The sequence below is a fragment of the Kribbella sp. NPDC058245 genome (assembly GCF_042882005.1).
In the GTDB taxonomy this organism is placed as follows: domain Bacteria; phylum Actinomycetota; class Actinomycetes; order Propionibacteriales; family Kribbellaceae; genus Kribbella.
Genome location: NZ_JBHVWY010000002.1, coordinates 246,465 through 266,203, shown reverse-complemented (window position 1 = coordinate 266,203; position 19,739 = coordinate 246,465). Strand labels below are relative to the sequence as shown.

At 68.5% G+C, this 19,739-nt stretch carries 22 protein-coding genes; 19 read left to right on the top strand and 3 right to left on the bottom strand.

Annotated features, from left to right (window positions below):
* Positions 1-9: 9 nt before the first annotated feature.
* The 7 genes from ACFVWG_RS04775 (at position 10) to ACFVWG_RS04745 (ending at position 7,302) form a co-directional block, all read left to right on the top strand.
* Positions 10-1,344, top strand: coding sequence for a cobyrinate a,c-diamide synthase (locus ACFVWG_RS04775; protein WP_391541785.1), 1,335 nt, complete (start codon positions 10-12; stop codon positions 1,342-1,344).
* Entirely contained in the window at positions 1,341-2,744 is a 1,404-nt protein-coding gene (gene bluB, locus ACFVWG_RS04770) for a 5,6-dimethylbenzimidazole synthase (RefSeq protein WP_391541784.1), read from the top strand. Before ACFVWG_RS04775 ends, bluB begins: the two co-directional genes overlap by 4 nt.
* Positions 2,741-3,352: a hypothetical protein gene (locus tag ACFVWG_RS04765; RefSeq protein WP_391541783.1), complete on the top strand. Its 612-nt coding sequence runs from the start codon at positions 2,741-2,743 to the stop codon at positions 3,350-3,352. Before bluB ends, ACFVWG_RS04765 begins: the two co-directional genes overlap by 4 nt.
* Positions 3,353-3,468: 116 nt before the next feature.
* Positions 3,469-4,596, top strand: coding sequence for an outer membrane lipoprotein carrier protein LolA (locus ACFVWG_RS04760; RefSeq protein WP_391541782.1), 1,128 nt, complete (start codon positions 3,469-3,471; stop codon positions 4,594-4,596).
* Positions 4,597-4,598: 2 nt separating this feature from the next.
* Entirely contained in the window at positions 4,599-5,600 is a 1,002-nt protein-coding gene (locus tag ACFVWG_RS04755) for an ABC transporter ATP-binding protein (protein ID WP_391541781.1), read from the top strand.
* On the top strand, positions 5,587-6,447 hold the full coding sequence (locus ACFVWG_RS04750) for an ABC transporter permease (RefSeq protein ID WP_391541780.1): 861 nt from the start codon (positions 5,587-5,589) through the stop codon (positions 6,445-6,447). Before ACFVWG_RS04755 ends, ACFVWG_RS04750 begins: the two co-directional genes overlap by 14 nt.
* A 15-nt stretch (positions 6,448-6,462) precedes the next feature.
* On the top strand, positions 6,463-7,302 hold the full coding sequence (locus tag ACFVWG_RS04745) for a putative RNA methyltransferase (protein WP_391541779.1): 840 nt from the start codon (positions 6,463-6,465) through the stop codon (positions 7,300-7,302).
* 111 nt (positions 7,303-7,413) lie between these two features.
* Here ACFVWG_RS04745 and ACFVWG_RS04740 read toward each other — a convergent pair whose 3' ends face one another.
* On the bottom strand, positions 7,414-8,082 hold the full coding sequence (locus tag ACFVWG_RS04740; protein ID WP_391541778.1) for an FMN-dependent NADH-azoreductase: 669 nt from the start codon (positions 8,080-8,082) through the stop codon (positions 7,414-7,416).
* 126 nt (positions 8,083-8,208) lie between these two features.
* Between ACFVWG_RS04740 and ACFVWG_RS04735 the strand changes: the two genes are divergently transcribed.
* Entirely contained in the window at positions 8,209-8,760 is a 552-nt protein-coding gene (locus ACFVWG_RS04735; RefSeq protein ID WP_391541777.1) for a MarR family winged helix-turn-helix transcriptional regulator, read from the top strand.
* Positions 8,761-8,763: 3 nt separating this feature from the next.
* On the opposite strand, the gene ACFVWG_RS04730 is transcribed toward ACFVWG_RS04735, so the two are convergent.
* Together ACFVWG_RS04730 and ACFVWG_RS04725 are read right to left on the bottom strand one after the other, a co-directional pair.
* Positions 8,764-9,420, bottom strand: coding sequence for a response regulator (locus tag ACFVWG_RS04730; RefSeq protein ID WP_391542141.1), 657 nt, complete (start codon positions 9,418-9,420; stop codon positions 8,764-8,766).
* Positions 9,421-9,425: 5 nt separating this feature from the next.
* Complete coding sequence (locus tag ACFVWG_RS04725; protein WP_391541776.1) at positions 9,426-10,688, bottom strand: sensor histidine kinase; 1,263 nt, start codon at positions 10,686-10,688, stop codon at positions 9,426-9,428.
* A gap of 361 nt (positions 10,689-11,049) precedes the next feature.
* Here ACFVWG_RS04725 and ACFVWG_RS04720 point away from each other — a divergent pair, with 361 nt between their 5' ends.
* Genes ACFVWG_RS04720 through ACFVWG_RS04670 form a run of 11 tightly spaced genes read left to right on the top strand, consistent with a single transcriptional unit; the run spans position 11,050 to position 19,709 of the window.
* Positions 11,050-12,060, top strand: a complete 1,011-nt coding sequence (locus ACFVWG_RS04720) for an ABC transporter substrate-binding protein (protein WP_391541775.1) — start codon at positions 11,050-11,052, stop codon at positions 12,058-12,060.
* Positions 12,061-12,066: 6 nt separating this feature from the next.
* Positions 12,067-12,876 carry an ABC transporter ATP-binding protein gene (locus tag ACFVWG_RS04715; protein ID WP_391541774.1) on the top strand — a complete coding sequence of 270 codons (810 nt, stop codon included), beginning with the start codon at positions 12,067-12,069 and terminating at the stop codon, positions 12,874-12,876.
* Positions 12,873-13,652 carry an ABC transporter permease gene (locus ACFVWG_RS04710; RefSeq protein WP_391541773.1) on the top strand — a complete coding sequence of 260 codons (780 nt, stop codon included), beginning with the start codon at positions 12,873-12,875 and terminating at the stop codon, positions 13,650-13,652. Before ACFVWG_RS04715 ends, ACFVWG_RS04710 begins: the two co-directional genes overlap by 4 nt.
* Positions 13,649-14,737, top strand: coding sequence for an Ldh family oxidoreductase (locus tag ACFVWG_RS04705; protein ID WP_391541772.1), 1,089 nt, complete (start codon positions 13,649-13,651; stop codon positions 14,735-14,737). The genes ACFVWG_RS04710 and ACFVWG_RS04705 overlap by 4 nt, the downstream gene beginning before the upstream one ends.
* Complete coding sequence (locus ACFVWG_RS04700) at positions 14,737-15,171, top strand: RidA family protein (RefSeq protein ID WP_391541771.1); 435 nt, start codon at positions 14,737-14,739, stop codon at positions 15,169-15,171. The genes ACFVWG_RS04705 and ACFVWG_RS04700 overlap by 1 nt, the downstream gene beginning before the upstream one ends.
* A gap of 1 nt (position 15,172) precedes the next feature.
* Positions 15,173-15,382 carry a fumarylacetoacetate hydrolase family protein gene (locus tag ACFVWG_RS04695; RefSeq protein WP_391541770.1) on the top strand — a complete coding sequence of 70 codons (210 nt, stop codon included), beginning with the start codon at positions 15,173-15,175 and terminating at the stop codon, positions 15,380-15,382.
* Positions 15,379-16,107, top strand: coding sequence for a GntR family transcriptional regulator (locus tag ACFVWG_RS04690; RefSeq protein ID WP_391541769.1), 729 nt, complete (start codon positions 15,379-15,381; stop codon positions 16,105-16,107). Before ACFVWG_RS04695 ends, ACFVWG_RS04690 begins: the two co-directional genes overlap by 4 nt.
* Positions 16,104-16,835 (top strand): SDR family NAD(P)-dependent oxidoreductase, encoded by a 732-nt coding sequence (locus ACFVWG_RS04685; RefSeq protein WP_391541768.1) that lies wholly within the window; start codon positions 16,104-16,106, stop codon positions 16,833-16,835. Before ACFVWG_RS04690 ends, ACFVWG_RS04685 begins: the two co-directional genes overlap by 4 nt.
* Positions 16,832-18,415 carry an FAD-dependent monooxygenase gene (locus tag ACFVWG_RS04680; protein ID WP_391541767.1) on the top strand — a complete coding sequence of 528 codons (1,584 nt, stop codon included), beginning with the start codon at positions 16,832-16,834 and terminating at the stop codon, positions 18,413-18,415. The genes ACFVWG_RS04685 and ACFVWG_RS04680 overlap by 4 nt, the downstream gene beginning before the upstream one ends.
* The gene (locus tag ACFVWG_RS04675) at positions 18,416-18,808 is read left to right on the top strand and encodes a cupin domain-containing protein (RefSeq protein ID WP_391541766.1); all 393 of its coding nucleotides are present in this window, start codon (positions 18,416-18,418) and stop codon (positions 18,806-18,808) included.
* Positions 18,798-19,709: an amidohydrolase family protein gene (locus ACFVWG_RS04670; RefSeq protein ID WP_391541765.1), complete on the top strand. Its 912-nt coding sequence runs from the start codon at positions 18,798-18,800 to the stop codon at positions 19,707-19,709. The genes ACFVWG_RS04675 and ACFVWG_RS04670 overlap by 11 nt, the downstream gene beginning before the upstream one ends.
* Positions 19,710-19,739 lie beyond the last annotated feature (30 nt).

Genomic DNA, 19,739 nt, shown 5'->3' with positions numbered 1-19,739 from the left:
CGGATTGTGGTGGCGGCGCCTTCGTCGGGAGCCGGGAAGACGACGGTCGCCGTCGGTCTGATGGCCGCGCTGCGGCGGGCCGGTCATGTGGTGGCCGGCTTCAAGGTGGGGCCGGACTACATCGACCCCGGGTTCCACGCGGTCGCGACCGGCCGGCCGGGGCGGAATCTCGACGCGATGCTGAGCGGCGAGGAGCGAGTCGCGCCGCTGTTCGCACACGGCGCGCAGGGTGCGGACCTCGCGGTCGTCGAAGGCGTTATGGGCCTGTACGACGGTGCGCTGGGAACCGAGGGTTTCTCGTCGACCGCGCATGTGGCGAAGTTGCTGAAGGCACCGGTCGTGCTGGTGGTTGATGCCTCCGCGGCAGGACGGAGCGTCGGGGCGGTCGTTCAGGGGTTTGTTGCCTTTGACACCGAGGTGCGGATCGTCGGGGTGATCCTGAACAAGGTCGGCTCGGATCGGCATGAGGCTGAGGTCCGCGCCGGGGTGGCGCCGACCGGCGTACCGGTTCTTGGGGTGTTGCGACGGGACACCAGGCTGACGGTTCCTAGCCGGCATCTCGGATTGGTCCCGGCTGATGAGCAGCGTCAGCAGGCTGAGAACGCGGTCGAGGCTGCGGCCGAGCTGGTGCGCGCCGGGGTCGATCTGGAGGCGTTTGTCGCTGCGGCGCGGGCGGCCTCGGAGCTTGCGACAGAGACCTGGGATCCGGCGGCCGAGGTGACGCCGGCGGAGGAAGGGCGGCCGGTCGTGGCAGTTGCGGGCGGCCCGGTGTTCTCGTTCCACTACACCGAGACGACGGAGTTGCTGACTGCTGCCGGTGCTGATGTGGTGCGGTTCGATCCACTGCTCGATCCGTTGCCGGAGGCAACCGCTGCACTGTATCTCGGCGGCGGATTCCCTGAGCTGCATGCGGAGGCGCTGTCGGCCAACGAGCAGTTGCGCCGGCAGGTCGCGACGGAGATCGCCGCTGGGCTGCCGGTGGTCGCAGAGTGTGCAGGCCTGTTGTACCTGTGCCGTGAACTCGACGGTCACCAGATGACCGGCGTCCTTCCCGCGACGGCTCGGATGACCGGGAGCCTGACGCTCGGCTACCGGACCGCGATCGCGGCGACCACGACGACCTTCTTCGACGAGGGCCGTCGGGTGCGCGGGCACGAGTTCCACCGGACTGCGGTGGAGTTCGACGGTGAGGTTGCTCCGGCTTGGTACCTGCCGGGCGGGGTCGAGGGGATCGCGCAGCCGCGCGTGCATGCGTCGTACCTGCATCTGCATTGGACCGCCAGCCCTGATGTGCCGGCGCGGCTGGTGGCGGCGGCGCGGGTGCATGCGGGGTTGGAGAAATGAACCTGGTCGTCGGCGTCGGCCTGCGCGCCGGTACGTCGTACCGTGAACTGCGCGATCTGGTCACGGAAGCCGTCGCTGATGCAGGCAAGGTCCGGATCCTCATCACGGTCGAGGGGCGCGAGAGCGAACCAGCTGTCCAACGGCTCGCGGCCCACCTCGGTGCCGAACTGCAGACGGTCGCCCCGGCTGAACTGCGCAGGCAGAACGTGCCGAGTCCGAGCGAGCAGGTCGACGACCTTGCCGGTACGCCGAGCGTCGCGGAGGCCGCCGTACTGAGCACCGGCGCTGAGCTCGTGGTCCCCAAACGCAAGTCGGATGCGGCGACTGTTGCGGTAGGGCGGCTCGCGGCGGCCCCTGGGTATGCGCCGGGGGAGCGGCACGTCGTGCATCGGGTGCTGGCGGAGCGGCGGGATGTACGGCGGGGGTTCGTGGACCTGCCGATTCCGGATGACGTGCTGACGCGGGTGCTGGAGTCGGCGCATCGGGCGCCGAGTGTGGGTCTCAGCCAGCCGTGGGACTTCCTGCTGATTCACGAGGTGGCGACGCGGCGGAAGATTCACGATCTGGCGAGTGCGCAGCGGGACGCGTTCGCGGCGTCGTTGCCGGATGAACGGCGGCAGCGGTTCGACGGGTTGAAGATCGAGGCGATCCTCGACACCCCGCTGAACATCGCGGTGACGTGCGACGCCGGGCGCGGCGGACGCCACGTGCTTGGACGGCATGCAGATCCGCGAACGACGTGGTTCTCGGCGGCGATCGCGATCCAGAACCTCTGGCTGGCGGCGCGCGCCGAAGGACTCGGCGTCGGATGGGTGTCGTTCTTCGAGCCGGGTGAAGTGGCCGCGGTGCTGGACCTGCCCGCGCACATCGAGCTGGTCGGCTATCTCTGCATCGGGTACGTCGATGAGTTCGCGCCCGCACCGGAGTTGGTGCGGACCGGGTGGGCGTCGCGTCGTCCGCTGGCGTGGGCGGTGCATCACGAGGCGTGGGGGAGGCGAGGCCTGCCAGGTGCCGAGCCAACCTCGATCACCCAGGACGCCGAGCAAGCAGCCCGCGATGTGGCGCCACGAGAGTCGGGGCAGTCGGTTCGAGTGGTGGTTGGTGGGGAGCCGGCTGACTACCTCGGGCGGGCGGACACCGTCGTCGTACAGCTTGGTGCTAAGCCTGAGGCGGATTTCGGAGTGCTCTGGCGGCCGGCGCGGGACCCGGCCGAAGGCGTCGAGGTGGGCGTGGAGATCGTGCGGGATCTCGCGTTGCAGGGCGTGGGACAGATCGCCGTACAGGTGGTCGAGGACGGCGACGTGGCGGCCGCGGTGGGGCGCGGGCTGCGGGTCGGGGCGAGTGCCTGCGGGGTTCGATGGCGTGATGAGCCGGTGGAGCTGTCAGACTCACCCGCATGACTGTGCCACCCAGTGGGGGATCCATGCACGTACCCGCCTTCTCGATGAAGCAGCGGATCACGTTGATGGCCAACAAGTACGAGCTGATCACGACCAACCCGGACGGGTCCGACGGGCAGCTGCTGGCGTTCGCGCAGCAGAAGCGGATGGCGTTCAAGGAAGAAGTCACGTTCTACACCGACGACAGCAAGTCGCAGGTGGTGTTCTCGTTCAAGGCGCGCAAGCGGATCGACCTCGGGTCGGGGTACGACGTCTTCGACGCCGGCGGCCAGCAGATCGGCTGGTTCAAGAAGGAGTTCGGCAAGAGCCTGCTGCGGTCGAGCTGGCAGCTGAGCGGGGCCGGGTTCGAGTCGTCCGGCACCGAGCGGAGCGCCGGGATCGCGATCCTGCGCCGGGTCTGGGACTTCGTCCCGTTCGTCGGTGAGATCCCGCTGCCGTTCATCTTCCACTTCGACTTCACCGACAACGCCAGCCAGCAGCCGGTGCTGTCGGTCGAGCGGAAGATGTCGATCCGGGACCGGTACCGCGTGACGGTCCAGGACCAGCGGGTCGACTTCCGGGTCGCGGCCGCGATGACGGTCGCGCTGGACGCGCTCCAGAGCCGCTGATACTGCAGGAACGAGGCCCGCTGTACGACCCCGGTCGTACAGCGGGCTCACTCTTTCGGGTGAACTGACCCCGAAGACCCTTGGCTGGGCTTGCCGGCGGTGCGAGTCTTGAGGACATGAGTGCAACTCAGCGCAGTCGACGGTGGTTGGTTCCGGTTACGGCGGTGGCCGTGGTGGCCGGAGTGGGGACGCTCGGGCCGGTGGTCGCGGATGCCTCACCGAAGTTGCCAGGGATCTCCGCTCAGGAGTTGCTGGCCAAGGTGCAGACCGCGAAGGTCGACGGGCTGAGCGGCACGGTGCACTCGTCCGCGGATCTCGGTCTGCCGGCACTACCCGGCGTGACCGGTGGTGACAGCAGCTCGCCGAGCGGTCAGGTGACCGAGATGCTGAGCGGTGATCACACCGCGCGGGTCGCGTTCGCCGCGCCGGACAAGGCACGGGTCTCGGTCCTCGACAACATGGCTGAGCGGGTCTGGACGTCGGACGGCAAGTCCGCCTGGGCCTACGACTCGTCCAAGCGCGAGGCCGTCAAGCTGCAGATCCCGGCGCACGAGAGCGGCAAGCCCGAGAAGGCCCCGCAGTCGTACGACCCGCAGGCCGTGGCCAAGCAGTTCCTGGACGCGATCGACCCGACCACGAAGGTCGATGTCAGCGGCACCGAGAAGGTCGCCGGGCGGGACGCCTACAAGCTTCGCCTGACCCCGAAGACGGACAAGACCACGGTCGGTTCCGTGACGCTGGCGGTGGACTCCAAGACCTACGTCCCGCTGCAGGTGACCGTGCTGCCGCGGACCGGCAAGGACCCGGCGATCGAGATCGGCTTCACGCAGGTCGACTTCGCCGTACCGGCGGCGAGCACGTTCACGTTCACCCCGCCGAAGGGTGTCGAGATCACGCAGCCGAAGGTGCCGACGACGCGGCCGGATCAGCCGGTCAAGCCGACCGACCCGAAGGCTGTCCCGAGCAAGCCCGACGCTAAGAAGCCCGGTACGGCGAACGCTCCGACCGTGCTCGGTGAGGGCTGGGACGCCGTGGTGATGGTCAAGGGCGTGAAGCTGACCGGTAGCGGTGGTCCGGTTGACCAGCTGCTGGCGAGCGCGCCGACGGTTCAGGGTTCGTGGGGCAAGGGCAAGCTCGTGTCCAGCAAGATGGTCAACGCGCTGATTACCGACGACGGACGAGTGTTCGCCGGACTGGTCACCGCGCAGACCCTGCAGGACGCCGCCGCCAAGGCGCCCCGCTGACCGTGACAGAGACTCACGAGCTGGCCGCGGCAACCGCCGTGGCCGTCAAGCCCCCACCTGCCACCCCGACCGGCGGGAGTCCGCTCATCACGAGAGGGCTGACCAAGCGGTTCCGGGGTGGGCAGGTGGCGGTGGACTCGGTCGACCTTGAGGTGCCGGCTGGGAGCGTCTTCGGCTTCCTCGGGCCGAACGGGTCGGGCAAGACCACCACGATCCGGATGGTGCTCGGCCTGATCGCCCCGACCTCGGGTGCGGTCGAGCTGCTCGGCCAGCCGATGCCGAAGGCTTCGTTGCGCGTGTTGCCGCACGTGGGCGCGCTGGTGGAGGGCCCGGCCTTCTACCCGTTCTGGAGCGGCCAGGCGAACCTGCTCCGCTTCGACGCGGCCGACCGGACGGCAGACCCGCGCACTCGCAAGGCCCGGGCCGGTGAGGCCCTCGAGCGGGTCGGGCTCTCGAACGCGGCCGGCAAGAAGGTCCGCGCGTACTCGCTCGGCATGAAGCAGCGGCTGGCGATCGCGGTCGCGCTGATGCAGCGCCGCGAGCTGCTGGTGCTCGACGAGCCGACCAACGGCCTCGACCCGCAGGGCACCCGCGAGGTGCGGAACCTGATCCGCGAGCTGGCAGGAGACGGTACGACGATCTTCACCTCGACCCACCTGCTGGCCGAGGTCGACCAGGTCTGCACGCACGCCGCGGTGATGAGCCGCGGCCGCCTGATCCGCCAGTCGAGCATGGCGGAGCTCCGCTCCGAGCTGCGGCCGCGCCTGATCGTCCGGACCCCGGATGTCGCCGCGGCCGCCGAGACCCTGAAGCGGCTCGGCGTGACCGACCTGCGGACCTCCGACGAGACCGTCGAGGGTGACGCGGCCGACCTGCCGATCGAGAAGTTCGCCGCGGGGCTGGTCGCCGCGGATGTCCGCATCCACGGTTTCGGCCTGGAGCGTCCCAGCCTCGAAGACGCCTTCGTCGCGCTCACCGGAGAGGGTTTCGATGTCGCCGAGTAGCGCGGTAATCGACGTACCGATCGCCAAACCGAGCGCCGGCCGGCACACGCTCGCGCTGTTCAAGTCCGAACTACAGCTGGTCTTCGGCCGCGCCCGGACCTGGGTGCTGCTCGCGGTCCTGGCCGCCGTACCGCTGCTGATCGGCGTCGCGATCAAGCTGTCCGGCACCGAAGGCGGCGCCGAGGGATTCCTCGGTCAGGTCGCCGGCAACGGGCTGTTCCTGATCGTGGCGAGTCTCGGGCTCTCGCTCCCGTTCTTCCTGCCGACCGCGGTGACCGTGATCTCGGGGGAGTCGCTGGCCGGTGAGTCCAGCCTCGGCACCCTGCGCAACCTGTTGACCGCTCCGGCCGGACGCTCCCGGCTGCTGGCTGCGAAGATGGTCGCGCTGGCCGTCTTCTGCCTGACCGCGACGCTCACGATCTGGGTCGCCGGGCTGATCGTCGGCTTCCTGCTCTTCCCCGTCGGCGATGTCCTGCTGCTGTCCGGCTCGACGATCTCGCTGGGGGAGGGCCTGCTGCGAGCTCTGGCCATCGCGGTGCTGATCGCGCTGTCGCTGCTCGGCCTGGCCGGCATCGGGCTGTTCGTGTCGTCGCTGACCTCGACGCCGCTCGCGGCGATGGCGGCCACGTTCGGCACCTTCATCGTGCTCGGCATCATGTCGGCGATCCCGCAGATCGATGTGATCCACCCGTGGCTGCTGATGTACGGCTGGACGTCGTTCGCCGACCTGCTCCGCGACCCGCCGTACTGGGATGCGATCGTCCGCAACCTGCTGCTGCAAGCCGGCTATCTGGCCGTCTTCTACTGCGCGGCGTGGGCCCGGATCACGAGTCGCGACATCGTCTGAGGCGACAATAGGCGGATGGATCCCGACCTGGTCGCCGTACTGCGCTGTCCGGTCTGTGCCGATGGACTGGCGCTGACCGGCCGGACGGCGGGCTGCGCGCAGGGGCATGCGTACGACCTGGCGAAGCAGGGCTACCTCAATCTGTTGCCTTCGGCATCGAATGGGATCGAGGGCGACTCGGCCGGGATGATCGGCGCCCGGACGGTCTTCCTGGGCGGCGGTCACTACGCGCCGATCCGGGACGCGCTGATCCTGCGCGCGGCCGAGTATCTCCGGCCCGACAGCGACGAGCTGGTGGTCGAGGTCGGCGCGGGGACGGGGTACTACCTGGCGGGCGTCGCCGGACGATCGCGACGTGGACTCGCGCTCGACGTCTCCCGGTACGCCGCTCGCCGAGCGGCCAAGGTGGATCCGCGGATCGGCTCAGTGGTGTGTGATGCCTGGCGCGAACTGCCCGTGGTGGACGGCGCGGCCCAGGTGGTGCTGAACGTGTTCGCCCCCAGGAACGCTGCCGAGATGGCTCGAATCCTCAAGCCGGGTGGCGTGCTGCTCGTGGTGACTCCGAATCCGGAGCACCTGGCCGAGCTGGTCGGCGTACTGGGGATGGTGTCGGTCGACGAGGACAAGGAGCGGCGCCTGCAGGACGCGCTCGGTGGGACCTTCGTCGAGACCGGCCGCACGCTGATCGAGGAGCCGATGCGGCTCGACCGCACTGCGGTGGAACAGTTGGTGCTCATGACGCCGAGCGCGCGGCACATCGCGCCGTACGAGCTCGCGGACCGGATCGCCATCCTCCCCGAGCCCGCGCTCGTCACCCTCTCGGTCACCCTGACCACCTGGCGCCCCCGCACTTGACGTCTCGCGCCACCACTGAAGCCCGGAGACACCCAGTGATGGCCGGAGACCTGTGGTGCGAGGTCTCCGGCCATCTTTGGCTGTCTCCGGCCACTAGTGGTGGCCGGGGCGTCAGGCGGCGTTGGCGACGAGTTCCTTGGCTACTACGTTGCCGTGCTGTTCTGCGGTGACGTGTGCCTCGGTCTCGGACACCTTGGACGCGTCGATCAGGTCTGCCATCGCGGGCGTGACCGGGGCCAGGGTGAGCTCGGCTGCCGCCGTACGGATCTTCATGCCGAGGACGTCACCGAAGATGCGCTCCAGGTACGGCGTCGAGTGGTCCCACCCGTGCTTCGGCGTACCGGGGGAGTAGCCGCCGCCACGGGCCAGCGTGAAGATGATCGGCCGGCCGACCAGCGGGTTCACCCCGCGCAGGTAGGGCTCGTCGGTGAGGAACAGGTCGATCCAGACCTTCACGTGCTGCGGGATGCCGTAGTTGTACAGCGGTACGGCGAGCAGGATCGCGTCGGCGTTCTTGACCTCTGAGCTGATCTCCTGGACCAGTGCGAGGGCCTCGGTCAGCTGGTCGCGTTCGGCGTCGGTGGCTGGGCTCTCGCCGACCGCCATCCGGGCGATGGCCGGCCAGGCCGTGGCCGGGAGCGGGTTGCGGCCGAGGTCGCGGCGGACGACGACGCCGTCGGGGTGCTCGGCCTTCCAGGCGGCCTCGGCGCTGTCGGCCAGCGCGCGGCTCACGGATCCGTGCAGGCGGACGCTGGCGTCGACGCGGAGCAAGGTGGTCATAGTCGGTCTCTCCTGAGGTTGCTGAGGGGGCTGTTCAATTCGAGCTGTTCTGAAGATAGTCTGCTAGACAGAACATATTCAAGTCAGATCGTATTCCGGGTGGCGTAGACCACGTAGACTGGGTCCGTGACCAGCACTTCGGCGGATGTGGGAGCCAAGACGGCCCGTGGCGTAGCGCCACGCGTGGCCAGTGGTGCGCCGGTCGAGACGGATCTCGGCTGGGCGCTCGGCGTCGTGTTCCGCCGCTACGCGAAGGCCTCCGGAGCCGCGCTGGGCGACGTACCGGGTGGGCCGCGCGGCTACCAGGTGATCGCGACGGTGAACTCCGAGGGCCCGAAGCGGCAGCTCGATCTGGCCGCGCAGCTCGGTGTCGACCGGACCGTGATGACATACCTCCTCGACGACCTGGAGGCTGCCGGACTCGTGCAGCGCCAGCCGGATCCGGCCGACCGACGCGCCCGGCTGATCGTGCCGACGGAGCAGGGCAAGATCACCCTCTGCGACCTGGAGCGCCGGCTGACAGCCACCGAGGACGAGGTGCTCGGCATGCTGGACGAGGACGAGCGGTCGAGCTTCCGCATGCTGCTGCGGCGCGTCGCGCTGAAGGCGGACGCGCTGGACCCGCTGCACAACGCCTGTGCACTGGCCGACGAAAACGTCGACCCGGCAACGACCTAGCGATCAGTGCAGCGGCACGAAGCCTGACTCGTAGGCCTTGATGACCGCCTGGGTGCGGTCGCGGGCGTTCAGCTTCGCGAGCACGTTCGCCACGTGGGTCTTGACGGTCTGCAGCCCGAGGATGAGCTCGGCCGCGATCTCCGCGTTCGACAGCCCGCGCGCCATCAAGCGCAGGACCTCCTGCTCGCGGTCGGTCAACTGGTACTCGCCAAGCCCGGTCGGGCGGCTCGGCTGCGCGCCGGCGTGAGCGAGTGCGAGCGCCCGGATCGCCTCCGGGAACAGGAGTGACTCGCTGCCCGCGACCGTGCGGATCGCGGCGATGATGTCGTCCGGCGGAGTCCGCTTCAGCAGGAATCCGGAGGCGCCGGCCCGGAGGGCGTCGTACACGTAGTCGTCGTTTTCGAAGGTGGTCACGACCAGTACGCGCGGTGCCGGATCGAGGCTGTCGAGCAGGAGCCGAGTGGCCTGGATACCGTCCACAGCGGGCATCCGGACGTCCATCAGTACGACGTCAGGGCGCGTCCGGCGGACCACCGGCAGGACCTCGGCGCCGTCGGCGGCCTCGCCGACCACGGTCAGGTCGGGCTCGGCGTTGATGATCGCGCGCAGCCCACTGCGGATCAGCGGCTCGTCGTCGACCACCACCACGGACAGCGTCACGTCCGTCATCCCTTCGTCGTCACGGCGACCGGCAGGCTCACGGTCAGCCGCCAGTCGTTGTCGTCCCGGCCGGCCGCGACCGCGCCCCGCAGTACGGCGACTCTTTCACGAATGCCGGCCAGTCCCCGGCCACCCCCGGTGTTGGCCGATTCGCCGGTCACAGGGTTGGTGACCGTCAGCCGGAGACCCGACGTGTCGAGCCGGATCTCCAGGGCCACGGTGAGCTGGTCGTCCGGGTGACCGGCGTGCCGGATCGCGTTGGTGAGCCCCTCCTGGAGGATGCGGTACGCCTCCCGCGAGACCGTCGAGGGCAGCCGGTCGAGTGCCCCGGAGCGCTCGATCGTGACCGTGATCCCACCGGCTCGCGTGGCATCCACCAGCCGGTCGAGATCGTCGAGTGTTGCCTGCGGTGCGGTCGCGGAACCCGGACGCCGGTCGTCGCGCAGGAGGCCGAGCACGTGGTCGAGGTCGGCCAGCGCCGACCTTGCCGAGGTCTCGATCGCGCCGAGTGCCGTCTCGGCGAACTCGGGATCGCTGGCCAGCACTCGCCGTGCGGCCGCTGCCTGGATGGTGACCAGACTGAGCGCGTGACCAACGCTGTCGTGCAGTTCGCGGGCAAGACGGTTGCGTTCGGCAAGGGTCGCCGTACGGCGTTCGAGCAGTTCGATCCGCTCGGCCGCCGTCGGGCCGAGGATGCGGGGTGCGAGGTAGGCGAGCAGTGCGCCGACGGCCGACGAGATCAGGAACAGGCCGACCAGTGCGGCCACGAAGACGAGTGGCATCCACACGTCGGTCCAGGTCCCGGTGACGTCGTAGTCGATCCCCGGCACCAGGTCTCGCGAACCCGGCGAGCGGAACGGGGCTGCAAGCAACACCGACCCGGCCCCGAAGACGATGGTGCTGAGAATGCCGACGAGACCGCCCATCACCAGATGCAGAGTCAGCCAGGCTGCGGTACGGCGGCGCTGCGCCCAGGTCCGTGCCGGGCCGAGCGGTCGCTCCTCGAACTTCACCCCGAGCAGCGACGACACCGCGATGCCCTCGACCTCCCGCACCGCGGGCAGCAGCCCGATCGCGAGCGGCGGCGCGACGCCGAGCAGCGCCAGGAGGACCGCACTCGCGGGACCCGGCAGCCCCAGGTCGTGGGTGAGCCCGCCGACCGCGCTGCCGACCAGGAGCACGGCCAGCACCAGGGCGGCGCCGATCAGCAGATAGATCCAGCGCAGGTACGTCGATGCTCGGCCGAGGGACCTGAGCGCGGTGATCACCTCCCCATGGTGTCAAACCCCAGGGGTCCGGACCTCCCTCGGCGGAGTGAAGGGGCCGGGCAGAAGTGCTCGGGATCACAAGAGGTTGAGGGTTTACGTAAATTTGATGCCGAAGTCCCGGATCGGCACCTCGTTGCCGTCGCGATCTGCTGTCGGTGCGGGTACGGTCTGTGGTCGGGGCGGGAGGACTGACCGGGAAGGGTCGGGCCGAGGGGAACGGCTCCAGGACTGGTGGCACAGCGGGAACCGCGGGAAGCACAGTGCGGAACGGGCAGGTAAAGTCACTGTGAAGTCCCAGGGGGCCGATTGACCACCTTTCCATATTTGATGTTTGATCAAATATCGGATGAGAGAGGTCGATATGAGGTTGAGGCGTTCCGTCGTCGCGCTGACGGCGGTCCTGGGGCTCGCCCTGGTCAGCGCGTGCAACAGCGGGGACGACAAGGGCACGGACAGCGGGCTGCAGAAGGTCAGTTACCAGACCTCCTTCGGTCAGTTCGGCCGGGAGGCCTACGCGTACGTCGCGTTGGACAAGGGGTATTTCAAGGACGCCGGGTTCGACGTCAAGATCACCCCGGGCAGCGGGACGGTCGACGTGATGAAGCAGGTGGCCGGAGGTCAGGCCGACTACGGCATCGGTGACTTCACCGCGATCGTGATCACCCTCGGCAAGCAGAAGCTGCCCGTCACCACCGTGGGCATGATCCATCAGAAGTCGATGGCGGGCCTGATGACGCTCGAAGGCATGGGCATCACCAAGCCGTCGGACCTGATCGGCAAGAGCGTCGGCGACCAGCCGGGCTCGACCAACCAGGTGATGTTCCCGGTCTGGGCGAAGGCGGTCGACATCGACCCCACCAAGGTCAACTTCGTCGCGTCACCGCCGCCGGCGCTGCCGACGCTGCTCTCGACGAAGAAGGTCGACGCCATCGGCCAGTTCGTGGTCGGCAAACCGCTGATCGAGAAGGCGGACAAGGACGGCCGCAAGGCGATCATGCTGCCGTACGGCGACGCGCTGCCGCAGTTGTACGGGAACGCGATCCTGGCCCGGGCCGACGTCGCCAAGGACCACCCGGACCAGGTGAAGAAGTTCACCGCGGCCCTGCTCAAGGGCCTGGACGACGCGATGAAGGACCCGGCGGCCGCTGCGGAGACGCTGAAGAAATACGTGCCGACGACCGATGTCGGGGTGGCCACCGAGGAACTGAACCTGATGAAGCCGTACTCGGTGGTGAACGACGTTCCGCTCGGCGCGGTCGACACCGACCGGGTGCAGAAGGTCATCGACACCATCGTCGACGCCCAGCAGCTCACCAAGGGTGCGCTGAAGCCGTCCGACGTGGTTACCGTCGATCTGGCGCCGAAGGGCTAACCATCGATGATCCGGCTGGACGGCGTAGGGCAGGTCTTCGACGGACGCGAGGGCCGGATCACGGCCCTGGAGAAGATCGACCTGCACGTCCACGCCGGTGAGTTCGTCACGCTGATCGGCCGGTCCGGGTGTGGCAAGTCCACCCTGCTCCGGCTGATCGCGGGACTGTTGTCACCGACGTCGGGCACGGTCCAGGTGGCGGGTGAGCCTGTCACCGGACCGCGCCCGGACGTCGCGTTCATGTTCCAGCGCTCAGCCCTGCTGCCGTGGCGGTCGGTGCTGTCCAACGTGCTGCTGCCGGTCGAGCTGGATCGATCAACAGGTGCCCGCGACAAAGCGGCGTACCAGAACCGGGCGCACGAACTCCTCGAACTGGTCGGGCTGCAGGGGTTCGAACGGCGGTTGCCGCACGAGCTGTCCGGCGGCATGCAACAGCGGGTGTCACTGTGCCGGTCGCTGATCCGCGACCCGAAGGTGATGCTGATGGACGAGCCGTTCTCCGCGCTCGACGCGCTCACCCGGACCGAGCTGTCCGAGGAGCTGCAGCGGATCAAGATGGAGCTGTCGACCACGATCGTGTTCGTCACGCACTCGATCGACGAGGCCGTCGTACTGGCTGACCGGGCTGTCGTGCTGTCGCCGCGGCCGGGGCGCCTGCGCGACGTGGTCGACATCGACATCCCGCGGCCCCGCAGTCTCGGTCAGCACGCGCACCTGGAAGACGTCGCGCGGATCAGTGCGCGGTTGCACGCGTTGCTCTCCGACAAGACGCCGCCGATCGCGGAGCGGCTGGTCGACGAGGTGTGGCCGCGATGACGAGGACGTCGTGGTGGACCGACTCCCGGGCCGCGGCCGTCCTGCTGCCGATCGTCGGCCTGATCGCGGTGATCGCGCTGTGGTGGCTGGCCACGATCGTCTTCACGATCCCGGAGTTCCTGGTTCCCAGCCCGGGCGACGTACTGGCCAGGTTCGTGGCGGACCCGGTGATCCTGCTGCAGGCGGCCTTGGTGTCGCTGCTGGAGACGATCGAGGGGTTCCTGCTCGCGATCGTGATCGGTGTTCCGATCGCGCTGCTGATCGTCCGGTCGGCGATTCTCGAGCGGCTCGTCTACCCGTTGCTGCTGATGGTGAACGCCATCCCGAAGGTGGCCATCGCCCCGCTGCTGGTGGTGTGGATGGGCTTCGGCCAGGGCCCGAAGGTCCTGATGGTGCTGTTGATGTGCTTCTTCCCGATCGTGATCTCGACGGCGCAGGGGATGAAGTCGACCCCGGCCGAGCTGGTCGAGCTGCTGCGGTCGCTGAACGCGAGCCGGACCCAGGAGTTCTTCAAGCTCCGGCTCTGGCATGCGATGCCGCAGATCTTCACCGGGCTCAAGGTGGCGATCTCGCTGGCCGTGATCGGCTCGGTGATCGGTGAGTTCGTCGGCGCCACTCAAGGGCTCGGCTATCTGATCCAGCAGTCCGGTGCCAGTGCGGACACCGCGCTGGCCTTCGCGTCGATCACCCTGCTCAGCGTCATGAGCCTCATCCTGTTCTACGGTCTGGTGCTGCTGGAGCATCTGCTGCTGCCGTGGGCGCAGGAGACTCGGTGACGACCCAGGCATCGGACGCCGATCGCCGCGTCCTGGTCCGGCCGTCGTGGCTGGAGGCAACAGTCTCGGCCGTCTTCAGCGCGGTCGGTTTCGAACCGGACGACGCGGCCTCGATCGCGGTCGCCCTGGTCGAGGCGGATCTGCGCGGGGTCAGCTCGCACGGCGTCATGCTCGTGCCGATGTACGTCGATCGCCTGAACGCCGGTGGGGTCACCCGCGAGCGCGAGCTCGACGTCTTGTCCGACGCCGGTGCGGCACTGGTCGTGGACGCCCGCGGCGGGATGGGCCAGTTGTCCAGCCCGCAGGCGATGGGGCAGGCGATCGAGCGCGCCGGGCGGTACGGCATCGGCCTGGTCTCGGTCCGCAACGCACATCACTTCGGCGCCGCCAGCCGGTGGGCCATGCAGGCCGCACAGGCCGGCTGCATCGGGATCGCGATGTCGAACACGACACCGTTGATGCCGGCACCGGGTGGGGCCGAGCGGATCGTCGGCAACAATCCGCTGGCGATCGCCGTACCGACCGCTTCGGGGGTCGAGATCGTGCTCGACATGGCGTTGTCGGCCGTTGCCTTGGGCAAGATTCGGCTCGCGGCGTCGGCCGGGCGGCCGATCCCGGACACCTGGGCCACTGACCCGTCCGGGACGCCGACGACGGATCCGGAGGAGGCCGTGCTCGGCATGCTGCTGCCGGCCGCCGGGCACAAGGGATTCGGGCTGGCGCTGATGATCGACGTACTGACCGGGGTGCTCAGTGGTGGCGGCTGGGGTGACCAGGTCCGCCCGCTGTACCGGGAGCCGGACCAGCCGAACGACTGCGCCCACCTGTTTCTCGCGATCGACCCGGAGCTGCTCGGTGGAGCCGAGAGCTTCCGGCGCCGGTCGTCCGGGCTCGCGGCCCGGGTCCGCGGCAGCGCGACCGCTCCCGGGGTGGACCGGCTGTACCTGCCGGGTGAGATCGAAGCGGAACGCGCTGCTCACCAACGGCGCAACGGCGTACTGATCGAGAGGTCGGGACTCGACGGACTCCTGGCGACCGCACGCGCGGTCGGCGCCGTCATCCCGGCCGGAGGGGTACTGAACTGATGGCGAAGACGCAGATCTCGACGACCGAACTGCACAGCCCGAACGGCGCGTTCTCCCAGGCGACCACGGTCGCCGCGACCGGGCGGCTGGTGTTCGTCTCCGGGATGACCGCGCGCCGTCCGGACGGCAGCATCGCCGGCGTCGGCGACATCCGGGAGCAGACCCGCCAGGTGTGCGAGAACGTCGCCACCGCGGTCCGCGCGGCCGGCGGAATCCTGGCCGACGTCTGCCGGGTGGACGTGTTCGTCCGCAACATGGAGGACTTCGCGAAGATCCACGAGGTCCGCGCGCAGTTCTTCAGCGAACCGTTGCCCGCCTCGACGATGGTCGAGGTCAGCAAGCTGGCGCACCCGGACTACCTGATCGAGATCAATGCCATCGCTGTGATAGCCCCTACTGGAAGTGAGTCCATGCGCGGCGTTGAGTGGACCTGAGATGCGGTACGTGATGGTCGCGGACGGCAAGGTGGAGCGTCCCGGCGTACTCGAAGGGGACTCGGTTCTGTTGCTGGTGGCAACAGATCTTTCCGAGGTCGCGGGGATCGGCAACGCCCGTGAGCCACAGGTGTTCTTGCAGGACGGCGACGTAGTAGTCACTCGCGCCGACAAGCTCGGTGAACTGCGGAATCGGGTGGTGCTGGTATGAACGGGCCGTTGGAGCTTCTGACTGGTGGTGGCCGGAGTGGGCGCCGGACTCTGGCTGAGCATGCGGCCGCGGAGCTGCACCAGCTGATCCTGTCCGGTGAGCTGCCCAGCGGTACGCCGTTGCGGCTCGTGGAGCTGGCCAACCGGCTCGAGATGAGCCAGATGCCGGTCCGGGAGGGCCTCCGGCGGCTGGAGGCGCTCGGACTGGTCGAGATCATCCCGCACCGTGGTGCGTGGGTGCGTGACCTGTCTCTGGAGGACCTGCGGGATACGCACGAGACCCGGCTGGCGCTGGAGTCGCTTGCAGTCCGGGCCGCGGCGGAGCGGTTCACCGAAGCCGACGCGGAGAAGGCTGCGACTGCGCTGGCCGACCACCTCCGGTTGTCGCAGGCACAGGACCTTGCTGGGGCTCGGGATGCGCATGCTGAGTTCCACTTCGCGATCTACCGGGCCAGCGGGTCGCAGTGGTTGCCGCGAGCGATCGAACCCGTGTGGCAGAACAGTGAGCGCTACCGGTTCGGCAGCCGGCAGACCGCGGCGATGATCGAGCAGAACCGGCGCGAGCACCAGGCGATCCTCGACGCGTGCGCTGCGCGGGACGTTGACGGTGCTGAGACAGCTTTGCATGACCATCTGGCTGGTGCGTTCCAGCGGATCACGGACACCATGACGAGGCGGGCCGAGGGAAGCCAGCACAGTCCGTCTACGCAGAAGGAAACGTCGTGAAGGTGCGCTTTGACGCGACCGGAGTGGTCGTCGTGATCACCGGTGGCGCTCAGGGCATCGGTGCTGCGCTGGCGGGAGCGATCACGTCGTACGGCGGAACCGCTGTGGTCTTCGACGTGGTGCGACCGTCTGATCCGGCGGTCGTGTTTGTTGAGGTGGATGTGGCCGACCGGGATGCTGTGGACCGTGCGGTCGCCGGCGTGGTCGCGCAGTACGGGCGGATCGACGGGCTGGTCGCCGGTGCGGCGGTGCAGCCGCGGTCGTCGGTTCTGGAGCTGGATCCGGCCGAGTGGACTCACACGCTCCAGGTGAACCTGGATGGCGTGGTGTGGGCGTGTCAGGCCGTCGTACCGCACATGGTGGCGCAGCGGTCCGGGTCGGTCGTGGTGTTCACCTCCGGGATGGCTGCGACGGGCTTTCCGGGCGCATCGGCGTACGCGTCGAGCAAGGCCGGCGTGGTCGCGTTCGCGAAGACGCTCGCGGCTGAGGTCGCCTCGGACCGGGTGCGGGTGAATGTGCTGGCACCCGGCGTGATCGACACCGAGCAGTTCCGCAGTGCGAACCAGGGCGCGGACCGGGAGCACTGGCGGGAGACGATAGGGATCGGCGACCCCGAGGACGTGGTCGGCCCGTTGCTGTTCCTGTTGTCCGATGCGGCCACGATGACCGGGTCGACGCTGACCCGGGAGCGTGCGTATTCCGTGCGTCTTCCAGGGAGTGACCTTTGACTGCTGACCAACTGCCTGTCGTCGTCGTGGGGGCCGGACCGATCGGTCTGACCACGGCCCTCGGTCTCGCGCACTACGGCGTACCGTTCCTGCTCCTCGAAGAGGACGCCACGCTGTCGTCGGACACCAAGGCCGGTACGACGCTCAGCCGGACCCTCGAGATCTGGAACCGGTACGGCGCGGTTGAGGAGATCCTGAACGCGGCTGTGCGGATCGACGAGATCGGCGACATCGACCGGGCCACCAACACGCCGCGGGCGTCGGTGCGGCTGGCCGAGCTGGTGAACGACACCCAGTTCCCGTTCGTGATCAACCTGCCGCAGCAGCGGATGGAGCCGATCCTCGCGGCCGCACTGGAGCGTGCCGGGCACACTGTCCGGTTGCAGCACCGGGTCACGTCGTTCGAGGTGCTGGACGATCGGGTCGTGCTGCAGGTGGAGACGCCGGACGGTCCGCAGACGCTGGAGGCCGCACAGCTGCTGGCGTGTGACGGTGGGCGCAGCAAGGTGCGTGATGCGCTCGGTGTGCCGGTGGTGGGTGAGACGCTGCCCGAGCGGTACATGCTGATCGACGTCGCGGTCGATCTGGACGTCGACAACGCGCGGGACTACCCGTACCTCGCGTACTTCGCGGACCGGACCGAGTGGATGGTGCTGATCCGGCAGCCGGACAACTGGCGGTTCCTGTTCCCGCTCGCGGCGGGGGCGGAGACGCCAGGTGACGAGGACCTGCTGGTGAAGGTGAAGCAGTTCATCGGTGAGGTGGACCGGATCGAGCTGCTCGGGACGGTCATCTACAACGTGCACCACCGGGTCGCGGAGAAGTGGACCGTCGACCGCAAGGTGTTCCTGATGGGTGATGCGGCGCACCTGATCACACCGATGTGGGCGCTGGGTCTGAACACCGGTGCGCTCGATGCGTCGAACCTGCCATGGCGGTTGGCCTGGGTACTGCGTGGCTGGGCCGATCCTTCGCTGTTGGACGGGTACGAGCAGGAGCAGCGGCCGGTGGCGGTCAAGGGGTCCGGTGAGATGGCCGAGGCGGCCCGGAAGTACATGTCCCACCAGCGTGGTGCGGTGACTGCTGACACGAGTGACTGGGCGACGGCGTACACGCGGACTCTGCTCAGCGTGCGGTTGGACGTGGACGGCGTGGGTGACTGGTCGATGGTGGCCACGACGGCTGCGCCACCCGCCGTACGGGCTGGTGATCGGGCGCCGGACCTGGCGCTGCAGGGGCCGGCTGGGCGAGTGACTGTGCATGAGTTGGTTCGGGATTCGTTTGTGGCGCTGTACTTCACTGACGTGCGGCGGCGGCCGGAGATCCCGGTCAACGACTCACCTGCGCTGCGCCACTACGCGGTGTCCCGCTGGGACGCGCCTCACGACTCAGGGCTGCGTGACAGGTCGCTGTTCGATCCGGGAAGCGTTGCCACGAACCGGTACGGCGTACCGGCGGAGAGCGTCGTACTGCTGCGTCCGGATGGACATGTGGCTGCTGTGGAGCCGCTGCGGCCTGGTGTGGCCGCGGAGCTGTACACGCGGGTCACTGGCCGACCTGTGCCGCGAGAGGAGAGCTGAATGGCTTCTCTCAACGAACCGCTGCGTGAGCTGCTGGTGCAGACCGACGACCTGGAGTGGGTCGAGAAGTCCTTGGACGGGTTGTCACACAAGATGTTGTGGCGTGATCCGGAGACCGAGGCCTCGATCGCGCTGGTGCGATTCGAGCAGGGGACCGGGATCCCGTCGTCGCATCAGCATGCTTCGAATCAGTTCATGTTCTGCCTGAGCGGACGGTACGTGTACGTGCCGACGGGAGTGACGCTGACCAAGGGCAGCTTCTACTGGAACCCCAAGGGCTGTGTGCACGGGCCGACGCGCGCTGAGGAGACCTCGGTGCTGCTGGAGGTGTACGACGGTCCGCACTATCCGGAGCGGCCGGAGTTCTACGACAACGACGAGGATGCGCGCTGACATGCCGGGCTGGGACGTCCATACACACCTGATACCGCCGACCGTACTCACGGCGGCGTACCGGGGTGAGTACGGGCTGTCCGTCGACAGTGGCTCGTTGGTCGTCGACGGACAGCGGCTGCCACTCAAACGGCTGGCGGACCCGGCTGCACTGCTGCAGTGGATCGCAGACCAGGACCTGGAGGGCGCAGTGGTCTCGGTGCCGCCCGCGCTCTTCAGGTACGACGCTGGCGTCGAGTGGGCCGAGCTGGTGAACCAGGGGCTGCGTGAGCTCGCCACTCCGCAGCTGCGGGTGCTCGGTCAGCTGCCGCTGCTGGATCCGTCCGCTCCTGCGGTGGCTGCTGGGCTGGCGCGTGAGGGGGTGTTCAGCGGGTTCGCCCTCGGTACGCCGGACTACACGGGCCTGGATCCGGTGTGGCAGGTGCTGCACGAGTTGGAGGCCTTCACGCTGATTCATCCGGGACACAGTGACGACAAGCGGCTCCGCTCGTTCTATTTGTCGAACCTCTTGGGGAATCCGTACGAGACCGGGCTGGCCGCGGCGTCACTGGTCTTCGCGGATGTGCCGGGCAGGTTCCAGGGGATCAGATTCTGTTTATGTCATGGGGGAGGGGTGACGGCAGCGGTGGCCGGACGGTGGCAGCGCGGGCTGGAGACAGCCCGGCCGGGGATCGAGCCGCTCTCGATGCCGGTGACCGAGGCGGTCCGCAGCTTCTACGTCGACGACCTCGTGCACGACGAGGCCATGCTGCAGCTGCTTGTCCGGACGTTCGGTGCGGCCCATGTGCTGGCCGGTAGCGACTGGCCGTTCCCGATGGGAAGTGACGAGGTGGTGGGCGAGCGTGCGGTGACTGCTGGGGAGCTGACCGCGCCACTGGCCAAGGAGGTCTCTGCCCGGTGAGGTGGCGGTTTGTTGTGAGGGTTGTCGTGA

Coding starts and splice junctions, on each gene's coding strand:
- bluB (WP_391541784.1), top strand. CDS start 1,341: ATGAACCTGGTCGTCGGCGTCGGCCTGCGCGCCGGTACGTCGTACCGT.
- ACFVWG_RS04765 (WP_391541783.1), top strand. CDS start 2,741: ATGACTGTGCCACCCAGTGGGGGATCCATGCACGTACCCGCCTTCTCG.
- ACFVWG_RS04760 (WP_391541782.1), top strand. CDS start 3,469: ATGAGTGCAACTCAGCGCAGTCGACGGTGGTTGGTTCCGGTTACGGCG.
- ACFVWG_RS04750 (WP_391541780.1), top strand. CDS start 5,587: ATGTCGCCGAGTAGCGCGGTAATCGACGTACCGATCGCCAAACCGAGC.
- ACFVWG_RS04745 (WP_391541779.1), top strand. CDS start 6,463: ATGGATCCCGACCTGGTCGCCGTACTGCGCTGTCCGGTCTGTGCCGAT.
- ACFVWG_RS04740 (WP_391541778.1), bottom strand. CDS start 8,082: ATGACCACCTTGCTCCGCGTCGACGCCAGCGTCCGCCTGCACGGATCC.
- ACFVWG_RS04720 (WP_391541775.1), top strand. CDS start 11,050: ATGAGGTTGAGGCGTTCCGTCGTCGCGCTGACGGCGGTCCTGGGGCTC.
- ACFVWG_RS04715 (WP_391541774.1), top strand. CDS start 12,067: ATGATCCGGCTGGACGGCGTAGGGCAGGTCTTCGACGGACGCGAGGGC.
- ACFVWG_RS04710 (WP_391541773.1), top strand. CDS start 12,873: ATGACGAGGACGTCGTGGTGGACCGACTCCCGGGCCGCGGCCGTCCTG.
- ACFVWG_RS04700 (WP_391541771.1), top strand. CDS start 14,737: ATGGCGAAGACGCAGATCTCGACGACCGAACTGCACAGCCCGAACGGC.
- ACFVWG_RS04695 (WP_391541770.1), top strand. CDS start 15,173: ATGCGGTACGTGATGGTCGCGGACGGCAAGGTGGAGCGTCCCGGCGTA.
- ACFVWG_RS04690 (WP_391541769.1), top strand. CDS start 15,379: ATGAACGGGCCGTTGGAGCTTCTGACTGGTGGTGGCCGGAGTGGGCGC.
- ACFVWG_RS04675 (WP_391541766.1), top strand. CDS start 18,416: ATGGCTTCTCTCAACGAACCGCTGCGTGAGCTGCTGGTGCAGACCGAC.
- ACFVWG_RS04670 (WP_391541765.1), top strand. CDS start 18,798: ATGCGCGCTGACATGCCGGGCTGGGACGTCCATACACACCTGATACCG.